Source organism: Geomonas sp. Red276, assembly GCF_054784495.1.
Window position 1 is genome coordinate 1 of sequence record NZ_BLXW01000017.1, and the last position, 17,772, is coordinate 17,772.

Sequence of the window (17,772 nt, forward strand, 5' to 3'; positions counted from 1 at the left end):
ATCAGTACCGCTTTAACCGTCGTTTCGATCTTGCTGCTATGCTTCCCCGCCTCGCTGCTGCCGCTGCCCGGACTGGCAGCCGACCAGAGCGGTGGTTACGCCTAGCGGAAGATTGGCGCTAATCAGGAAGACTTTTAACTTAGAACATAGAACCTAGAACCTAGAACAGTCTTAAATCTACGAGGCACTATGAACACGCACATTCTGGTCGTTGACGACGAACTCAGCATGCGGGAGTTTCTTGCCATCCTTCTCGAAGGGGAGGGATACCGGGTCGACCAGGCGGAGAGCGCCGAGGAGGCGCTTCAGTTCCTGGCCCGGGAGAGCTACGACATGGTCCTCTCCGACGTCAGCATGCCGGGACTCTCCGGCATCGATCTCCTGGCGTCCATCAAGGCCCAGGCCCCCGACACCGCCGTCCTCATGATCACCGCCTTCACCACCTCCGAGCAGGCGGTCGAGGCGATGAAGCTCGGCGCCTATGACTACCTCTCCAAGCCGTTCAAGGTCGAGGAGGTCAAGGTGCTGGTGAAAAACGCCCTCGAGAAGCGGAGCCTCGTGGTGGAGAACAAGCGTCTCAAGGCGGAGGTCCAGGAGCGCTTCAGCTTCAGCGGGCTGGTCGGCAAGAGCCGCAAGATGCAGGAGGTCTACGACCTGATCGGCAAGGTGGCCGAGAGCATGGCCAACGTGCTGATCATGGGGGAGAGCGGCACCGGCAAGGAGCTGGCCGCCCGCGCCATCCACTACAACAGCCGCCGCAAGGCCCTCCCCTTCGTGGCGGTCAACTGCGGCGCCATTCCGGACACCCTCATCGAAAGCGAGCTCTTCGGCCACATGAAAGGGGCCTTCACCGGCGCCACTTCCGACCGGCCCGGCCTCTTCGAGCAGGCCGAGGGAGGTACCCTGTTCCTCGACGAGATCGGGGAGGTGCCGCTGCAGCTGCAGGCCAAGCTCCTTAGGGTCCTGCAGGAGCGCGAGTTCAGAAGGATAGGGGGGGGCGCCCCCTTGAGGGCCGACGTCCGCATCGTGGCCGCCTCCAACCGCAACCTCGAGGAGCAGGTGCGGGAGGGGACCTTCCGCGAGGACCTCTTCTACCGCCTCAACGTGGTCCAGGTCCGCATGCCCTCCTTGAAGGAGCGCATCGAGGACATCCCGGTGCTGGTCGAGCACTTCTACAAGAAGTTCGCCCTCTGGTCCGGGACCGGCGACATCATCACTCCGGATGCCCTGGACGCCCTCTTCAACTACCCCTTCCCCGGCAACGTCCGCGAACTGGAGAACCTGGTGGAGCGCTGCGTGGTGCTCGGGAGCCGGGTGATCAACCGGGAGTGCCTCCCGCCCAGCGTCCGGGAGTACCGGATCCCGACCCCGCCGGCCAACGAGCTGGCCATCCCCGACGGGGGGATGGACCTGCAGGCCTACCTCGACGGGCTGGAGAAAAAGCTCCTGGTCCAGGCGCTGGAGAAGTGCGGCGGGGTCAAGAAGAAGGCGGCCGCCCTCCTGGGGATGACCTTCCGCTCCTTCCGTTACCGGCTGGCCAAGTTCGGCATGGACGACGAGTGACAAAAAACGTCACCGCTCGGGGACTAATTTTGTCCCTGTTACTAATGAGAGAGGTGCCGTTTTCGGGCTCTTTTTCGGCGACTTTCGTAAAAACGGTTAGTTATCGCGTTTAATCTTTTTGGCCTGCAACTTGCTCTACGTTTGTTCGTCTTGTCGTGATCTTTCAATCACCAAACTTGCCGTATCAATCCAGTGCAACAACACGAACGAAAGGAGAAACTACATGTTACGTAAACTCAGAAGCAGCAAAGGCTTCACCCTGATCGAACTCCTGATCGTCGTCGCCATCATCGGTATTCTGGCGGCCATCGCGATCCCGCAGTTCTCCTCTTACCGCGCCAAGGCCTACAACTCCGCCGCCAACGCCGACCTCAAGAACATGAAGACCGGTATGGAAGCGTTCATGGCCGACAAGCAGCAGTACCCTGGCAGCCTGCTGTACCAGTAATCACTAACTAAAGAGGAGAACATCTCTATGAAAAAGATTATTGCACTTTCCGCTTTCGCACTCGTTCTCGGCGGCATCGCCTACGCAGGGAGCTACGGCCCGGGCGCCGGCGTGACCATGGATTCCAACCTCGCCGACCCGGCCTCCAAGACCGGCGCCTCCCTGTACGGCGACATCACCACCGCCTCCACCTCGACCGTGCTGATCGGCAAGACCTCCACCGGCGTCGGCCTGGGTGCCCTGACCTCCGCCAACGGCTACGCCATGGCTACCCAGCACAAGTCCGGTAACCGCGCCTTCGGCACCGCTTACGACTCCACCTCCGTCTACTACAAGGACGTGACCAACGTCGGCACCGCCGTCGAGACCCTTCCGACCAAGTCCGACTCCACCGAGTTCTCCTCCTGGAGCTCGATGTAAGCAAGCCGTTCCCAACGTACGTCGGCGGGATGCCTCGGCATCCCGCTTTTTTTTCGGGTAATTCATGCAAGAGCGGATAACTGCGCGGACCAGCGTGCTGCTTGTGGTGCTTGTCGTCCTGGGGGTCTACTACCCGGCCATCTTCGCCCCCATCAACTCGATCGACGATCCCGGCACCATCACCTACCTGCTTAATACCGACTCTTTCAACCTGCGGGACATCTTCACCCCCGGGGCCGTCTACTTCCGCCCCCTGCTGCTCCTCTCCTTCATGGCCGACAAGTACCTGTGGGGGCTGCAGGAGAGCTTCATGCACCTGGAGAACGTGCTGTTCCACCTGGTGAACGCCCTCCTTTTGCTGGCGGTGGCCCGCCGGGTGGCGGCCCGCCTGGCGATCGCCTCTCCCCTGGTTCCCCTGGCCGCGGCACTTCTGTTCGCCCTCCACCCGATCAACACCGAATCAGTCAACTGGATCTCCGGACGGACCGACCCGCTGGCCTGCATCTTCATCCTGGCCTCGCTCTTTTTCCTTTTGAAGCCGGCCGAACCCTCCAGAGTCGCGCCGGCCGCGAGCGTGCTCGGCGCCCTGTCGATCCTGGCCGCCTGCCTGGTCAAGGAAACCTCGATCTTCTTCCTGCCCGCGGCCCTGATCTTCCCTTTTTTCCTTTCGGGGAAGGGGGGGGGGCGGATCCCGCTGCGGGAGGCCCTCCTGCGCAACTGGCCGCACCTTTTGGTCATGCTCTCCACCGGCATCGGATTCTTCGTCTTCCGGCGGATCGGCTCCCACAGCCGCGACGCGGGGGTGGCCCGGGTGGTGACCCACGTGGCCGGGCACGACAGCGCGGGGGCCGCGGTCAACGCACGGCTGGTTTTCAAGGCGGCGGGCTTTTACCTGAAGAAGCTGTTCGTCCCCTTTCCGCTCAATTTCGGCATCATCCACGTCTCCGACCTCTATCTCCCGGTCGGCGTGGCGGTCTGCCTGTTGGGGCTTTGGCTGCTGAGGCGGCGGACCTTGACCGCGTACTTTTTCCTCTGTGCGCTGGCGGTCGCCTGCTCGGCCCTCCTGGTCCCCCTGTTGAACCTGACCTGGACCCCGCTCGCCGAACGGTACCTGTACGTGCCGAGCGCCTTCTTCGCCCTGGGATGCGTGTTCGGGGTGGAGAGCCTCCCCTTCGCCGGCCGGCACCGGAAGGGGGTGAGCATCCTTTTCCTTGCCCTGCTCGGTATCGCCGTCTGGGGGACCGCCACCCGGACCATGCTCTGGCAGGACAACCTGGCCCTATTCCAGGATACCCTCAAGAAGTCCCCCGGCTTCGTGCCGGCCCAAAACGAGATCGCCATCGCCCTCTACGACCGCGGTGAGACCCGCAAGGCGACCGGCGTCCTGAGCTCCATGGAGACCCCCGCCTCGCTCATCAACTACCAGTACGGCCTGATGACCAAGGCGACCGTGGAGATCAGGAAGGGGGACCTCGACGCCGGCCAGGCCGTGCTCGAGAAGGCGCTGGCCGAGCCGGGCAAGCACGAGGCCGACATCATCCGCCGGCTGCTCGCCGTGTACGACCTGAAGGTCCAGAAGGACAAACGGCAAAGCGCGAAGCTGTACCCGAAGTCGGTGCGGCTTCTCACCCGGCTGTACCAGATCACCGGTGACCCGTTCTACCAGTACCGGCTCGGCATCATCCACCTGGCCGAACACCAGGATGCGCTGGCCAGGGAATGTTTCGCGACCGCCGCGGCCAGGGCCCCGGCCAACGCGGTCTACCGGCAGCCGGCCCTGAAACTTGCCCAGAAACTCGCCAACCGCACTTCACCTTAAGGAGCTAGCACCCATGTTCGACATTGTCCGCATCACGGTCAAAGGCATCTTCCGTGACCGCGTATTCCACGGTATCCTGATGGCGGCTCTGCTGCTGCCGTTGATCCCGAGCATAAGCCAGCTTTCCATGAGGCAGGTGACCGAGCTTTCCATCACCCTGTCGCTGTCGCTCATCTCTTTCATCCTCCTGCTTTTGGCGGTCTTCCTCGGCGGGACCTCGCTTTGGAAGGACATGGAAAGACGCTACACCTACAGCGTCCTCTCCCTCCCCATCACCAGGACCAGCTACCTGCTCGGGCGTTTTTTCGGGGTGGCGCTCTTTTTGCTCATCACCGCCGTCTTGCTCGGCTTCGTGGCCAGCGTGGTGGTCACCATCGTGGCGGGTAACTTCCCCCCCGACCGCCCGGTGGTCTGGAACAACATCTACCTCTGCGTGCTGTTCGACGCCTTCAAGTACATCCTCCTTCTGGCGGTCGCCGTTCTCTTCTCCACGGTGAGCACCTCCTTCTTCCTCCCGATCTTCGGGACCATCTCCGCCTTTTTGGTGGGGAGCGCGAGCCAGCAGGTGTACGACTACGTCCATTCCTCCGCAGGCCAGGTGCTTTCCCCCCTGGTGCGCCAGGTCGCCACCGCGCTCTACTACGTCCTCCCCAACTTCAGCGCCTTCGATCTCAAGGTGAACGCCATCTACGGTGTCCCGCTCAACGCCGGAGGGATCGTTTTGACCGTCTGCTACCTCGTGGTCTACGCGGCGGTCCTTCTCTCGGTGGCCGCCATCGTCTTCTCCAAAAGGGAAATGAAGTGATGGCCGCCGGGAATCGAGGGCTTAGCCGCCTGGCCCGCCCGCTCGCGGTGACCTGCCTCTTCATCGCCTGCTACGGGGCGCTCATTGGCCCCTTTGCGAGCTACATGCGCAACAAGCCGTTCGTGGAGAAGCTCGGGACCCTGCCGCGGGTGGAGGTGCTGCGGGTGATCGCGGCCGATCAGAAACAGGTGGTCGCCGAGGGGCTCATCCTCGACGTCCTCATGTACTTCGGGGGGCTTTTGGGGAAGGAGAAGGGGAAGGTCAACCCCCCCCCCGACTTCCAGTCCATGTCGCGGCTTTTGCACGGCGCGGTCCAGCTCGACCCGTACAACATGGACGCCTACTACTTCGCCCAGGCGATCCTGGTCTGGGACGTCGACCAGGTTAAGCTCGCCAACAACCTGATCGACTACGGCATGAAGTACCGGAGCTGGGACTGGTACCTCCCCTTTTTCGCCGGCTTCAACTACGGCTACTTCCTGAAGGACTACCCGATGGCCGCCAAGTACTACATGAAGGCGGGGGAGCTCTCCGGCAACGAGCTCTTCATCAACCTGGCCGGCCGCTACCTCAACGAGTCGGGGCAAAACGACCTGGCCATCGCCTACTTGAAGACCATGGCCAAGGGGGCCAAGAACAAGGTGATGTGGGAGTCGCTCACCACGAGGCTCAAGGCCCTGGAGGCGGTACGGGCGATCGACATGGCCCGGGACGCCTTCCGGCGTGCCACCGGGCATCCGGCGGGCTCGGTCGAGCAGCTCTTGTACGCGGGGTACCTGAAGGAGATCCCCAAGGACCCCTACGGCGGCACCTTCTACCTCGCCGCCGACGGGACGGTGAAGACCACCAGCAACCTGGCCTACCCGGTTAAAAAGAAGAAATGACCACACGCACAGAGGGTAATCGATGAACGCGATAGAAATTTCCGGCCTCTCAAAGACCTTCAAAGGCAAGCGCTTCACCCGCGTGGAGGCACTCAAGAACCTGAGCCTGACCGTGGGGCAGGGCGAGATCTTCGGTTTTCTCGGTCCCAACGGGGCCGGCAAAAGCACCACCATCAAGACGCTCATGGGTCTCATCGAACCGTCCGCCGGCTCCGCCAGCATCATGGGGATCGACATCTCCTCCCCCAAGGCCCGCCGCCGGGTCGGCTACCTCCCGGAGAACCCGGCCTTCTACGACTACCTGAGCGCGGAGGAGTACCTGGCCTTCGTGGGGACTACCTTCGGCCTGGAACCCGAGCTCCTCGCCAAAAGAAGCGAAGAGGTGCTGAAGCAGCTCGAGCTTTGGGAGGCCCGCCGGCGCCCGATGCGCGGCTACTCGAAGGGGATGGTGCAGCGGGTGGGGCTTGGCCAGGTGCTGATCCACGACCCCGACGTCTGCATCCTCGACGAGCCGATGAGCGGCCTCGACCCGGTGGGGCGCGCGCTCGTCAAGGAGATCATGATCGATCTCAAGAAGCGCGGGAAGTGCGTCTTCTTCTCCACCCACATCATCGCCGACGTCGAATCGGTCTGCGACCGGGTGGGGATCATCCTGAAGGGGGAGCTGCAGAGCGTGGAGCGGGTGGAAGACATCATGACCCGCGGCGTGATCGGCTACCACCTCACCCTGCGGGAGAAGGAGGGGGCCACCTCCGAGCTCTACGTCCCCAAGGACGAGCTCTCCGGCGCCCTCGCCTCGGTGCGGGACAAGGGGGGGGAGGTCACCCTGATCGAGCCGAGAAGAAAGAGCCTCGAGGACTTCTTCCTCGACATCATCAAGGGGAAGAACGGTTAAACCGTAGTCTCTTCAGGAATTTGGCGCTTGCGCAAGATTCCCGCGCTGTGGCATACTGGGCCGCGAAAACCGCCAAGCGAGGCATCACGACTGTTGAAGATAACCGCCTATCTCAAACTGCTGCGTCCCGCCCAGTGGTTGAAAAACCTGATGCTCTACTTCCCTCCTTTTCTCGGGGGGGCCATCCTTCAGCACGGCATGGTGCAAAGGGGGGCGCTTCCGTTTTTCTCCTTCTGCCTCGCCAGCAGTTCCACCTATGTCCTTAACGATCTTCTGGACCGCCACCGGGACATCCACCACCCGCGCAAGAAGGGGCGGCCGATCCCGTCCGGGGCCGTCCCGGTCTGGGCCGCATCGGTTCTCGGGGCGATCTGCCTCGCGGCGGGGCTCTATCTTGCCGTCGGGGTCTCGACCACCTTTGTGCTCCTTCTGCTCGCCTACCTCGTGGTATCCGCCTGTTACTCGCTGAAATTGAAGGAGCTGCCGGTGGTCGATCTCTTCTGCATCGCCTCGGGGTTCCTGCTGCGGCTGGAGGCGGGGGGAGAGGCATTCGGGATCGAGATCTCCCACTGGCTGTTTCTTTCCGTCTTCCTCCTGGCGCTCTTCCTCGCCACCGGGAAGCGGCTGGGCGAGAAGCAGAGCCTCGGGGAACAGGCCGGCGAGCACCGAAAGTCGCTGCTGTCCTATCCGGACGGCTTTCTGCCGGGAGCCATGTACATGACCGGCGGCGCCGTCTTGGTCACCTACACCCAGTACGTGATCCTGCGCCATGCCCTGGTCTACACGGTCCCCCTCTGCTGTTTCGGCCTGTTGCGCTTCATCCTGCGGGTCCAGAGCGGGGAAGGGGGGGATCCCACCGAGTCGCTGTTGAAGGACCTTCCCCTTTTTATTGTGGGGGTTTTATGGGCTGCTATGGTAGGATGGGGCGTCTACGCCGGCTACTGACTGTATCGGGAACCGTATGAGGCTTTCTTCTTTCGAAAAGGATGTCATAGTGGCCTCGGTCCATCAGTTCGATCCCGCCGCGGAAGTGTACCTCTTCGGCTCGCGGACCGACGACAGTAAGAGAGGCGGGGACATAGACATCCTGATCCGCTCCGATCTGCTTGCAAGGGGGAGGGTGGAAGACATTCGTGAAGAAATCTTCCGCCACCTCGAAGAGCAGAAGATCGACCTGGTACTGACCGGCAAGAGCGCTATGAGCGCCTTCGCCAAAATGATCCTCGCCAAGGGGGCGATCAGACTTTGTCAGAAGACGAACTGAACTATCTTGCCGACCTGCTGGCCAAGCTTCGCAGGGCAAGCGACACGCTTCGCTACTCTTACGAGATCTGCCGCCGCATCGGCGTAAAGGCCGTGTACGACGAGGAGGAGCGGGACCGCTTCGAATCCCTTACCTCCAAATTCGCCCGGCTTTCCGACCTCATCGTGAAGCAGGCCATAAAGATCATTGATCTGCTTGACCTGGAGAGCGCGCCGGAGTCCGTCCGTGACGCTATCAACCGCGCCGAAAAAAAGGGCTTGATAGCGTCGGCGGTCACCTTCGTGGAGATCCGCAAGCTCAGAAACAGGATTTCCCACGAGTACGTAGAGCCCGATGGCGGCATCGACGAGATTTACCGTGCGGCCGTGGCCATGGTGCCGGACCTGTTCGACTGCGTGGAGCGGGTGCACCGTTACAGTGAAAGGTATTTTCGCAGTGGAGAGGCATAGCTAGCGGGGATGCGACAGGCGCTGCTCAAATCGACATACCGGCTTTTCCCCTTCGACCTTAGGGGCGACTGCGAGGTTCCCCCCGCCCGCGACGGGATCAGGCTTTCCTGCGTGATCAACTTCTACGGCCGGCTCGACCTTCTGGCCGGGATCCTCCATTCGCTTGCCCAGCAGGACCTTGCGGCCGACCAGTTCGAGGTGGTGCTCGTGGAAGACCGCGCCGGGACCGAGGCGGGGAAAAGGATGGCCGAGGAGTTCTCGGACCGGCTCCCGGTGGTCTACGCACCGCTCGACAGGAATTTCGGCTCCATGGGGTACTCCAGAAACCACGGCGTGGCGGCCTCCCGCGGCGAGTACCTACTCTTTCTCGACGACGACACCGTGCTGCTGCAGCCCGACTTCCTCTCCACCCTCCTCGCCGAGTTCGACGCGCATCCGGAGGCGGCCGCCGTGGTACCGCGCGGGGGGGCGAGCTTTTCCTTGGTGAAGGGGCGCTACCACCATCACGACGAGTTCTTCATGACCAGCCGCTGCACCGCCTACCGCCGCGAGATCGTCGCCCGGCTGGGGGGCTTCATGTCCGCCTTCATCGGCCAGGAAGACGTCGAGTTCGTGGTCCGCTTCCTGGTGGCCGGCGCGAAAAGCGTCAACTCGCACCGGCTCCAGTACTACCATCCGCCGCTTCTGGTCGGCAACTTCCGCAAGCCGATGGCGGTCGGCCAGTCCTTCTATCGCCTGAAGGGGCGCTACTCGTGGCCCCTTTGGCTCCTGGTGCTCGCCAACTGCTCACGCCACGCGCCGCTGTACCTCTTGCCGGGGAGGAAGAACCGCGAGATGGGGCGCTTTGGCCTGGGCTTCATCGGCGGGGTGATCTCGTCTTTGTTCAGGAAAAAGGAGTTCCAGTACGGCTGACATGAACGAACAGCGTGAGATCGTCATCCGCCCCGGGATGGGGGAGCTCAACTACTGGCGCGATCTCTGGCGTTACCGGGAGCTTTTTCTCTTCCTCGCCTGGCGGGACATCCTGGTCCGCTACAAGCAGACCGCCATCGGGATCGCCTGGAGCGTCATCCGTCCGCTGGCCACCATGCTGGTGTTCACCGTGGTCTTCGGCAAGCTCGCCAAGCTCCCCTCCAACGGGGTTCCCTATCCGGTCATGGTCTACGCCGCCATGCTCCCCTGGCAGTTCTTCGCGAACTCCCTTTCCGAGTGCGCGAACTCCCTGATCGACAACGCCAACCTCCTCACCAAGGTCTACTTTCCGCGGCTGATCGTGCCGGCGGGGGCGGTGGTGGTGAGCCTGGTCGACTTCGCGATCTCCTGCGTCATCCTGGGGGGGATCATGGCCTGGTACCGTTTCGTCCCCGACGCGAGGATCGTGCTGGTCCCGCTGTTCCTTTTGATGGCACTCGCCGCCTCGCTCGGGATGGGGCTCTGGTTCGCCGCGCTCAACGTGAAGTACCGCGACTTCCGGTACGTGGTCCCCTTCCTGGTGCAGTTCGGCCTCTACATCTCCCCGGTCGGCTTTTCCAGCTCCATCGTGCCGGAGAAATGGCGGCTATGGTATTTTCTCAACCCGATGGTCGGGGTGATCGACGGCTTCCGCTGGGCCCTTTTGGGGGAAGGATTCCCGGTCCAGTGGACCGGCTTTTTGCTGTCGGGTTTACTGGTCTTGGCCATCCTGGCGGGCGGCGTGATCTACTTTCGCCGCATGGAACGAACCTTCGCGGACGTGGTGTAGCCGATGCCGACCGTGATCAGTGTCGACAACCTGGGGAAGAAGTACCTGCTCACCCACCAGGCAGGACAGGGCTCCTACGTGGCGCTTCGCGACGTACTGGCCGAAGGGGCCCGGTCGCTTGGGCGCCGGCTGGCCGGGAGGCACTCCGCGGCTCCTTCGCGCACCGAGGAGTTCTGGGCCCTCAAAGAGGTCTCCTTCCAGGTCGGGCAGGGGGAGCGGATCGGCATTATCGGCAGAAACGGCGCTGGCAAGTCCACCCTGTTGAAAATCCTGAGTCGGATCACCGAGCCGACCGCCGGGAGCGTCCGCATCAGGGGGAGGGTGGCGAGTCTTCTCGAGGTGGGGACCGGCTTTCACCCCGAGCTTACCGGACGCGAGAACATCTACCTAAATGGCGCCATCCTCGGGATGGGGAGGGGGGAGATCAGGCGCAAATTCGACGAGATCGTCGACTTCGCCGAGATCGAGAAGTTCCTCGACACCCCCGTCAAGCGTTACTCGAGCGGCATGTACGTCCGCCTCGCCTTTGCCGTCGCCGCCCATCTCGAGCCGGAGATCCTGGTGGTGGACGAGGTGCTGGCGGTGGGCGATGCCCAGTTTCAGCAGAAATGCCTGGGGAAAATGGAAGAGGTTGGGAGGGAAGGGCGGACCGTGCTCTTCGTGAGCCACCAGATGGGGGCCATCAACCGGCTGTGCGGGCGCGCCATCCTGCTCAGCGAGGGGAAGGTCGCCGTCGACGGCGACGTCGGCACCGTGACCAAGGCCTACCTCGATGCGGCGCTCTCTTCGGCCGCGACCTCGGCCAAACGGCTCCCCGACCCGGGCAAGGCGCACCAGGTCACCGGCATCCGCATCTGCAAGGGGGATGGTACCCCCCTGAGCGGCCCGGTCGGGGTCGACGAGCAGTTGGCCGTGCAGGTCGACTGCCGGCTGCAGAGTGACCTCCCCGGCGGGTATGCGGTACTGGCGGTCAAGGACTTGAAGGGGGAGTACGTCCTCTTCTCCGACAGCCGGGACCACGGTGGGTCGGCAAGCTTCTCCGCGGCGGGTGAGGTCTCGGCCACCGTAACCATCCCCGCCCCCCTGCTCGCGCCGGGGCGCTATGGTATTTCCGCCTACATCGGCCGTCCCCCCACCGGGACGGTGGATGCCTGCATTGACGCGGTGACCTTCGAGGTCGAGGACCTGCACGGGGTGAGGACCTCCCGCCCCGGGCACATCTATCTCCCTCTCAAGTGGCAGCAGGACGCATCCCCCTTAAGTTGAGGCACCCGATGGACAAAGCCGCCCCCGACATTATCGCCCTCATCACCGCCCGCGGCGGCTCCAAGGGGGTGCCGTACAAGAACATCCGCCCGGTCGGCGGGAAGCCCCTGATCGCCTGGAGCATCGAGGCGGCCCGGGAATCGTCGCACCAACTGCGGGTGCTGGTTTCCACCGACGATGCGGAGATCGCCTCGGTCAGTGCCGGGTACGGTGCCGAGGTGCCGTTTCTGCGCCCGGCCGAGCTTGCCGGGGACACCGCCGGCTCGGAAGCGGTGGCCCTGCACGCCCTACGGTGGCTGGAGGAGCGGGAAGGGTACCGCCCCCGGCTGCTCCTTTTGCTCCAGCCGACCTCCCCCCTGCGGACCCCCGCCGACATCGACGAGGCCGTCAGGCTGCAGGCGGCCTGTGACGCCGATGCCGTGGTGAGCGTCACCCCCAACGAGCGCCCGGTGCAGTGGTTACGCAGGGTGGACGACGGGGGGCTTCTGGTCCCCTGGATGGCCGGCGAGCGGCTGGCCAGGCGCCAGGAGGCCGAAGAGATCTACCGGTTAAACGGCGCGATCTACCTGATCAAGAGCGAGGTGCTGATCAGGGAGAAGACCTTCTACCCGCCGGCGACCCGCCCCCTGGTCATGCCCGCCGAGCGGTCCCTCGACATCGACACCGAATTCGATCTGCTGCTGGCCGATCTGTTGCTGACCCGCCGGCAGGGGAAGGGAGAATCACCGTGATGAACTGCATACGGATAGCCGGCCGAGCCGTGGGGCCGGACCATCCCCCGCTGGTGTTGGCCGAGATCGGCATCAACCACGAGGGGGACGTCGAGAAGGCCCGGCGGATGATCGACGATGCCCATGCCGCGGGGTGCGAGTGCGTGAAGTTCCAGGCCCACGTCATAGAGGACGAGATGGTGCCCAACGACGTGGTGCCGGGGAACGCGACCGAATCGATCTGGCAGATCATGGAGCGCTGCGCGCTGACCGAGGAGGAGGACCTCCGCCTCAAGGAGTACACCGAGTCCAAGGGGATGATCTACCTGAGCACCCCGTTTTCGCGCGCGGCGGCCGATCGGCTGGAAAGGCTGGGGGTGGCCGCCTACAAGATCGGCTCCGGGGAGTGCAACAACTATCCGCTCATCGAGCACATCGCCGGTTTCGGCAAGCCGGTCATCCTGAGCACCGGGATGAACGACCTGGCCAGCATCGGCCGGGCGGTTGAGATCCTGCGGCGGCACCGGGTTCCTTTCGCCCTGATGCACTGCACGAGCATGTACCCGACCCCCTACGAGAAGGTCCGCCTGGGAGCCCTCGCCGACCTGCAGCACGCCTTCCCCGACGCGGTGATCGGCCTTTCCGACCACTCCCTGAGCAACTACCCCTGCCTGGGCGCCGTGGCGCTGGGGGCCTCCCTCCTGGAACGCCATTTCACCTCGGACAAGAGCTGGCCGGGGCCCGACATCGAGATTTCCATGGACCCCGACGACCTGGCCGAGCTGATCGCCGGAAGCCGCGCCATCTTCCTCGCCCGCGGCGGGAGCAAGGGGATCCTGGCCGAGGAGCAGCCCACCATCGACTTCGCCTACGCCTGTGTGGTGGCCATCCGCGACATCGCGGCCGGAGAGGAGCTCTCCAGGGACAACATCTGGGTGAAGCGCCCCGGGACCGGCGAGATCAAGGCCGTCGACTACCGGTCGCTTCTGGGGAGAAAGGCCGCCGCCGCCATCAGGGTGAACGAGCAGCTCACCTGGGGAAAGATCAGCCATGGCTAGGAAGATCCTCTTTCTCACCTCCACCCGCGCCGATTTCGGCAAGCTGAAATCGCTGATGCACGCGCTCGACGACGACCCCGCCTTCGAGGTGCACGTCTTCGTGACCGGGATGCACGTGCTTCCCAAGTACGGCAACACCGGCGAGGAAGTGGAGAAGTGCGGCTTCAAGAACATCTACCGGTTCATCAACCAGAAGTCCAACGACGACATGGGGAGCATCCTCGCCAATACCGTGCAGGGGCTCTCGAACTACATCGAGCTTCTCAAGCCGGACATGCTGGTCATCCACGGCGACCGTGCCGAGGCCCTGGCGGGGGCCATCGTCGGCGCCTTCAACAACCTCCTGGTCAGCCACATCGAAGGGGGCGAGGTCTCCGGCACCATCGACGAGTCGATCCGGCATTCGGTCTCCAAGCTTGCCCACATCCACTTTGTCGCCAACGATCGGGCCAGGCAGCGGCTGCTCCAGATGGGAGAGCACCCGGAGAACATCTTCATCATCGGTTCACCGGACCTCGACCTGATGACGTCGGCCGCCCTTCCGGCCCTGCACGCGGTGAAGGACCACTACGAGATCGGCTTCGACACCTACGGCATCTTCGCCTACCACCCGGTCACCACCAGCCTGCATGACCTCATCAGTAACCTGCAGGAGATCTCTCAGGCCCTGACCGCCTCGAACAAGAACTTCGTGGCGATCTATCCCAACAACGACCCGGGTTCCGAACTGATTATCGAGGAACTGGAGGCTCTGAGGGCTAACCCTCGTTTCCGGGTCTTCCCCTCGGTCCGCTTCGAGGCCTTCCTGGTGCTTTTGAAGCACGCCCAGTTCATGATCGGCAACTCCAGCGCCGGGGTGCGGGAAGCTCCCTTCTACGGCATCCCGAGCATCAACATCGGCAGCCGCCAAAACGGCCGCTTCGCCTGCGAAACCATCGTCAACTGCCGGGAATCGGCCGCCGAGATCCTCGCCGCCATCGACGGGATCGACCGGGTGCCGAGGACCGCGACCGAGCACTTCGGTAACGGCACCAGCCGGGACCAGTTCCTCGCCATCATGAAAGACGAAGGTATCTGGCGGGTGAAATTGCAGAAGTACTTTGTGGACCGGGGAGAGGTCGCCATGGTGGAAAGCGCCGCAATTCCTGCCGTCCCCTGCGCCGGGTGAGGCCACCGTGCCATCGTCCGCACAACCCAAACCATTGGCCGGCGCCGCCGGTCACGAGGAGCCTATGGGGAACGACTACCGTCCTGCCGTGGACAGCGCCATCTATCTGAATGAGAACCGCTACCGGGACACCAAGGAGATGTTCAAGCAGGCTGCCGAGCTCCTCGGCCTCGCCTCGCCGCCGGCGGTCGATGCCGAAAGGTCGCTCGTCGATCTTGGGGCAGCCACCGGCGAGTTTGCCTACTACGTCCGTTCCATCAATGCGGCCATTCGGCTGAGCTGCGTTGAGTACAACGAGGAGCTGGTGGCCACCAGCTGCGATTTCCTTGCCCGACACCGCATCGAGAGTGCCTGCGGCGATATCAACAACCTTACCGGCATCCCCGACTCCACCTTCGATTTTGCCACCTCGTTCGGCGTCACCCATATCTTCGACGACTTCCGCCCCTCTTTGTCGGAAATGATCCGGGTCACCAGGCATGGCGGCCGCTGCCTCAACGTCATCCTCCTCAACGAGGAGCCCATCGACCTCCTGATCCGGTACCGGGTGGCGGGGAGCGATCTCCCGATCGCCGGCTGGAACAAGTTCGCTCTGGCCTCGGTGGCCGCCTTCCTGGATAGGCACCCCGAGGTGGCATCGCATCGCTTCGTCAAGCATGAGATGCCCTTCGACATTCCCCGCAGGGAGGAGAACCCGATGAGGTCGTGGACCGTGCCGGGCCCGGATGGAAGGCGGATGCTCTGGAACGGCCTGAACATGGAGATCAGCCTCTACCACGTGCTGTTCGAGGTGGCCAAGGACCCGCGATGAACCTCCCCCGGCACCGGCCGCGGAACGGCCAACCGTTCCTGTTGGCGGTCAACTACCACTACCTGGGGAGCGCTCACCGCTACCCCTATCCGGGGATCATAGGGATCACCCCCGGTGAGTTCGCAGAGCAGGTCGACCTGCTGGGGCGCCACCTCGAATTCGTCGGCGCCGGCGAGCTGGAAAAGGCTGCCCTCGGAGAAGGGGAGCTTCCCCGCAACGCCGCGGTGATCACCTTCGACGACGGCCTCAAGGAGCAGTTCGCGGAGGCGGTTCCCATCCTGGAAGGGAAGCAGATCCCTTTCATCTGTTTCGTGAACACCGCGCCGCTCGCCGAGGGGCGCGCCTGCTTCATCCACAAGCTCCACTATCTGCGTTCCGTGGTCGCTCCCGGCCAGTTTCTCTCCCGGGTGCGCGAGGTCGCGGCGGAGAAGTTCGGCCTTGTGCTGGCCGACCCGGACCGGCTCGAAGTTCCGCCCGGTTACTACCCCTACGACGAGCCGCCGGCCCGGGCGGTGAAGTTCCTGCTCAACTTCTTCCTCGACACCGCCACCTCGGTCGGCATTGTCGACCAGCTCTTTGGCGAGCAGTGTGACGAGGGAGAGTTCTGCCGCTGGTTTTACCTGTCGGCGTCCGAGGTGAGGGAATTGCAGGGGCGCTTCCAGGCGATCGGCATGCACGGTCACAGTCACCGCTCGCTGGCTTCCCTAGCCGAGGCCGAGGCCCGGCGGGAGATCGCGCTCTGCTCCGCTTTGCTGGAGGAGATCACCGGCCGCGCACCTTCCTGTATCAGCTATCCCTTCGGGTACCGGGAGTCGGTGTCGCTGCAGGTCGCCCAACTGGCAAAGGCGCAGGGGGCGCGCTTCGGTTTCACCATGGAGATGTGCTTGAACCGCGACGTCGCACGGCACCCCCTGCTGCTGGGGAGGATCAACAACAACGAAGCACCGGGGCATCCCCGGGCCGCGCTGTCCTTCGAGGGGCCGCAGCCGGTCCTGTTGGACCCGTCACGGCTGGCCATGTCCAGACGGTGGTTTGGCGACGACAGCGTCCCCCCCGTTCACCAAGAGGTTTGAGCATGCGAGTTCTGCTGGTCGTCTACGACAACGACTCCTACATCCACTGGTTCCCCCAGGGAACCGCCTACATCGCGGCGGCGCTCCAAAGGGCGGGGTGCCAGGTCACCATCTACCATCAAGACCTTCACCATTCCCCTTCCTCGGCCCTGACCGCGTATCTCGACGAGCGTGAGTTTGACCTTGTCGGGCTGGGGGTGATCGCAGGGTACTACCAATACCGCAAGATGCTCGAGATAGCCGAGGCGGTCAACCGCTCCCGCCGGCGCCCGTTCTTCATGCTGGGGGGGCATGGGCCGTCGCCGGAGCCGGAGTATTTCCTCCGCCGCACCCAGGCCGACGCGGTCGTTATTGGCGAGGGGGAGGAGACGGTCACCGAGCTTGTGCAGCGCCTGAAGGAGAAAAGATCGCTGGCTGGGCTGGCAGGGGTCGCCTACCGGGACGGCGACGCCGTGCAGGTCAACGAGCGGCGTCCGCAGATCCAGGACATCGACGCGCTGCCGCTTCCCGCCTACGATCTCTTCCCGGTCGAGTACTACCGGCTGATACGGAACGCGCACGCGACCAACGCCGACTTCGTTATGCCGATTCTCTCCGGCCGGGGGTGCCCGTTCGAGTGCATTTTCTGCTACCGGATGGAGCACGGCCTGCGCATCCGGAGCTCGGAAGCCATCGTCGACGAGATGCGCCTTCTCAACACCGATTACGGGATCAACTACTTCAACTTCTCAGACGAACTCCTGATATCGTCGGCCGCGCGGGCCGCCGAGGTTTCGGAAGCGATCCTCAAAAGCGGCATGAAGGTGAAGTGGGCCTGCCAGGGGAGGCTCAACTACGCGAAGCCGGAACTGCTCGCCCTGATGAAGCGGGCTGGGTGCGTCTTCATCAACTACGGCATCGAGGCCCTGGACGACGAGGTACTCCGGCGCATGAACAAGTGCCTGACTACCGCCCAGATCGTGACGGGGATCGAGGCCACGCTCGCCTCCGGCATAAGCCCCGGCTTCAACATCATCTTCGGCAATCCCGGCGATTCGCTGGAGTCGCTCAACCGGGGCGTGGAGTTCTTGCTGAAGTACGACGACGGCGCGCAGTTGCGGACCATCCGGCCGGTGACCCCGTACCCCGGCTCCCCGTTGTACTATCAGGCCATGGCGGACGGGCTGCTCAAGGACTGCGAGGAGTTCTACGAGACCAAGCACATCAACTCTGACCTCCTGGCGGTGAACTTCACCGACCTGAGCGACGAGGAGTTCCATCGTGCCCTGCTGGAGGCCAACAAGAAGCTTATCGCCAACTACTACGACCGCGCCGTCCGCCAGACGGTGGAACAAGCCGAGCGGCTCTACCTCTCCGCCGACGCCGGTTTTCGGGGCTTCAGGCAGACCTGACCCCTCC

At 63.6% G+C, this 17,772-nt stretch carries 19 protein-coding genes and 1 pseudogene; all 20 read left to right on the forward strand.

The window, feature by feature from the left end; all coding sequences use genetic code 11:
* Window positions 1-122, forward strand: a pseudogene (locus ACYVL5_RS13000) (IS1595 family transposase); the annotation flags it as partial.
* Window positions 123-189: 67 nt separating this feature from the next.
* Window positions 190-1,563: a sigma-54-dependent transcriptional regulator gene (locus ACYVL5_RS13005; RefSeq protein WP_460596003.1), complete on the forward strand. Its 1,374-nt coding sequence runs from the start codon at window positions 190-192 to the stop codon at window positions 1,561-1,563.
* Between the two features lie 223 nt (window positions 1,564-1,786).
* Window positions 1,787-2,011: a type IV pilin protein gene (locus ACYVL5_RS13010; protein WP_250680028.1), complete on the forward strand. Its 225-nt coding sequence runs from the start codon at window positions 1,787-1,789 to the stop codon at window positions 2,009-2,011.
* 27 nt (window positions 2,012-2,038) lie between these two features.
* The gene (locus tag ACYVL5_RS13015; RefSeq protein ID WP_460596004.1) at window positions 2,039-2,431 is read left to right on the forward strand and encodes a hypothetical protein; all 393 of its coding nucleotides are present in this window, start codon (window positions 2,039-2,041) and stop codon (window positions 2,429-2,431) included.
* 64 nt (window positions 2,432-2,495) lie between these two features.
* Window positions 2,496-4,250, forward strand: a complete 1,755-nt coding sequence (locus tag ACYVL5_RS13020) for a tetratricopeptide repeat protein (protein ID WP_460596005.1) — start codon at window positions 2,496-2,498, stop codon at window positions 4,248-4,250.
* A 13-nt stretch (window positions 4,251-4,263) separates the two neighbouring features.
* On the forward strand, window positions 4,264-5,055 hold the full coding sequence (locus ACYVL5_RS13025) for an ABC transporter permease (protein ID WP_460596006.1): 792 nt from the start codon (window positions 4,264-4,266) through the stop codon (window positions 5,053-5,055).
* On the forward strand, window positions 5,055-5,939 hold the full coding sequence (locus ACYVL5_RS13030; RefSeq protein ID WP_460596007.1) for a hypothetical protein: 885 nt from the start codon (window positions 5,055-5,057) through the stop codon (window positions 5,937-5,939). Before ACYVL5_RS13025 ends, ACYVL5_RS13030 begins: the two co-directional genes overlap by 1 nt.
* A gap of 22 nt (window positions 5,940-5,961) precedes the next feature.
* Window positions 5,962-6,834: an ABC transporter ATP-binding protein gene (locus tag ACYVL5_RS13035; RefSeq protein WP_460596008.1), complete on the forward strand. Its 873-nt coding sequence runs from the start codon at window positions 5,962-5,964 to the stop codon at window positions 6,832-6,834.
* 93 nt (window positions 6,835-6,927) lie between these two features.
* Window positions 6,928-7,779, forward strand: coding sequence for a decaprenyl-phosphate phosphoribosyltransferase (locus ACYVL5_RS13040; RefSeq protein WP_460596009.1), 852 nt, complete (start codon window positions 6,928-6,930; stop codon window positions 7,777-7,779).
* 49 nt (window positions 7,780-7,828) lie between these two features.
* Window positions 7,829-8,098, forward strand: a complete 270-nt coding sequence (locus tag ACYVL5_RS13045; protein WP_460596010.1) for a nucleotidyltransferase domain-containing protein — start codon at window positions 7,829-7,831, stop codon at window positions 8,096-8,098.
* Window positions 8,080-8,547: a hypothetical protein gene (locus ACYVL5_RS13050; RefSeq protein WP_460596011.1), complete on the forward strand. Its 468-nt coding sequence runs from the start codon at window positions 8,080-8,082 to the stop codon at window positions 8,545-8,547. The genes ACYVL5_RS13045 and ACYVL5_RS13050 overlap by 19 nt, the downstream gene beginning before the upstream one ends.
* A gap of 9 nt (window positions 8,548-8,556) precedes the next feature.
* Complete coding sequence (locus ACYVL5_RS13055) at window positions 8,557-9,459, forward strand: glycosyltransferase family A protein (RefSeq protein ID WP_460596012.1); 903 nt, start codon at window positions 8,557-8,559, stop codon at window positions 9,457-9,459.
* A gap of 1 nt (window position 9,460) precedes the next feature.
* On the forward strand, window positions 9,461-10,288 hold the full coding sequence (locus tag ACYVL5_RS13060) for an ABC transporter permease (protein WP_460596013.1): 828 nt from the start codon (window positions 9,461-9,463) through the stop codon (window positions 10,286-10,288).
* Window positions 10,289-10,291: 3 nt separating this feature from the next.
* Entirely contained in the window at window positions 10,292-11,554 is a 1,263-nt protein-coding gene (locus ACYVL5_RS13065) for an ABC transporter ATP-binding protein (protein ID WP_460596014.1), read from the forward strand.
* 8 nt (window positions 11,555-11,562) lie between these two features.
* On the forward strand, window positions 11,563-12,285 hold the full coding sequence (locus tag ACYVL5_RS13070) for an acylneuraminate cytidylyltransferase family protein (RefSeq protein WP_460596015.1): 723 nt from the start codon (window positions 11,563-11,565) through the stop codon (window positions 12,283-12,285).
* Window positions 12,285-13,322, forward strand: coding sequence for an N-acetylneuraminate synthase family protein (locus ACYVL5_RS13075; RefSeq protein ID WP_460596095.1), 1,038 nt, complete (start codon window positions 12,285-12,287; stop codon window positions 13,320-13,322). Before ACYVL5_RS13070 ends, ACYVL5_RS13075 begins: the two co-directional genes overlap by 1 nt.
* A complete protein-coding gene (neuC, locus tag ACYVL5_RS13080; RefSeq protein ID WP_460596016.1) occupies window positions 13,315-14,490 on the forward strand; it encodes a UDP-N-acetyl glucosamine 2-epimerase in 1,176 nt (391 codons plus the stop codon). Before ACYVL5_RS13075 ends, neuC begins: the two co-directional genes overlap by 8 nt.
* 64 nt (window positions 14,491-14,554) lie before the next feature.
* Window positions 14,555-15,301: a class I SAM-dependent methyltransferase gene (locus ACYVL5_RS13085; protein ID WP_460596017.1), complete on the forward strand. Its 747-nt coding sequence runs from the start codon at window positions 14,555-14,557 to the stop codon at window positions 15,299-15,301.
* Complete coding sequence (locus tag ACYVL5_RS13090; protein WP_460596018.1) at window positions 15,298-16,374, forward strand: polysaccharide deacetylase family protein; 1,077 nt, start codon at window positions 15,298-15,300, stop codon at window positions 16,372-16,374. The genes ACYVL5_RS13085 and ACYVL5_RS13090 overlap by 4 nt, the downstream gene beginning before the upstream one ends.
* 2 nt (window positions 16,375-16,376) lie before the next feature.
* Complete coding sequence (locus ACYVL5_RS13095) at window positions 16,377-17,765, forward strand: B12-binding domain-containing radical SAM protein (RefSeq protein WP_460596019.1); 1,389 nt, start codon at window positions 16,377-16,379, stop codon at window positions 17,763-17,765.
* Window positions 17,766-17,772: the final 7 nt, after the last annotated feature.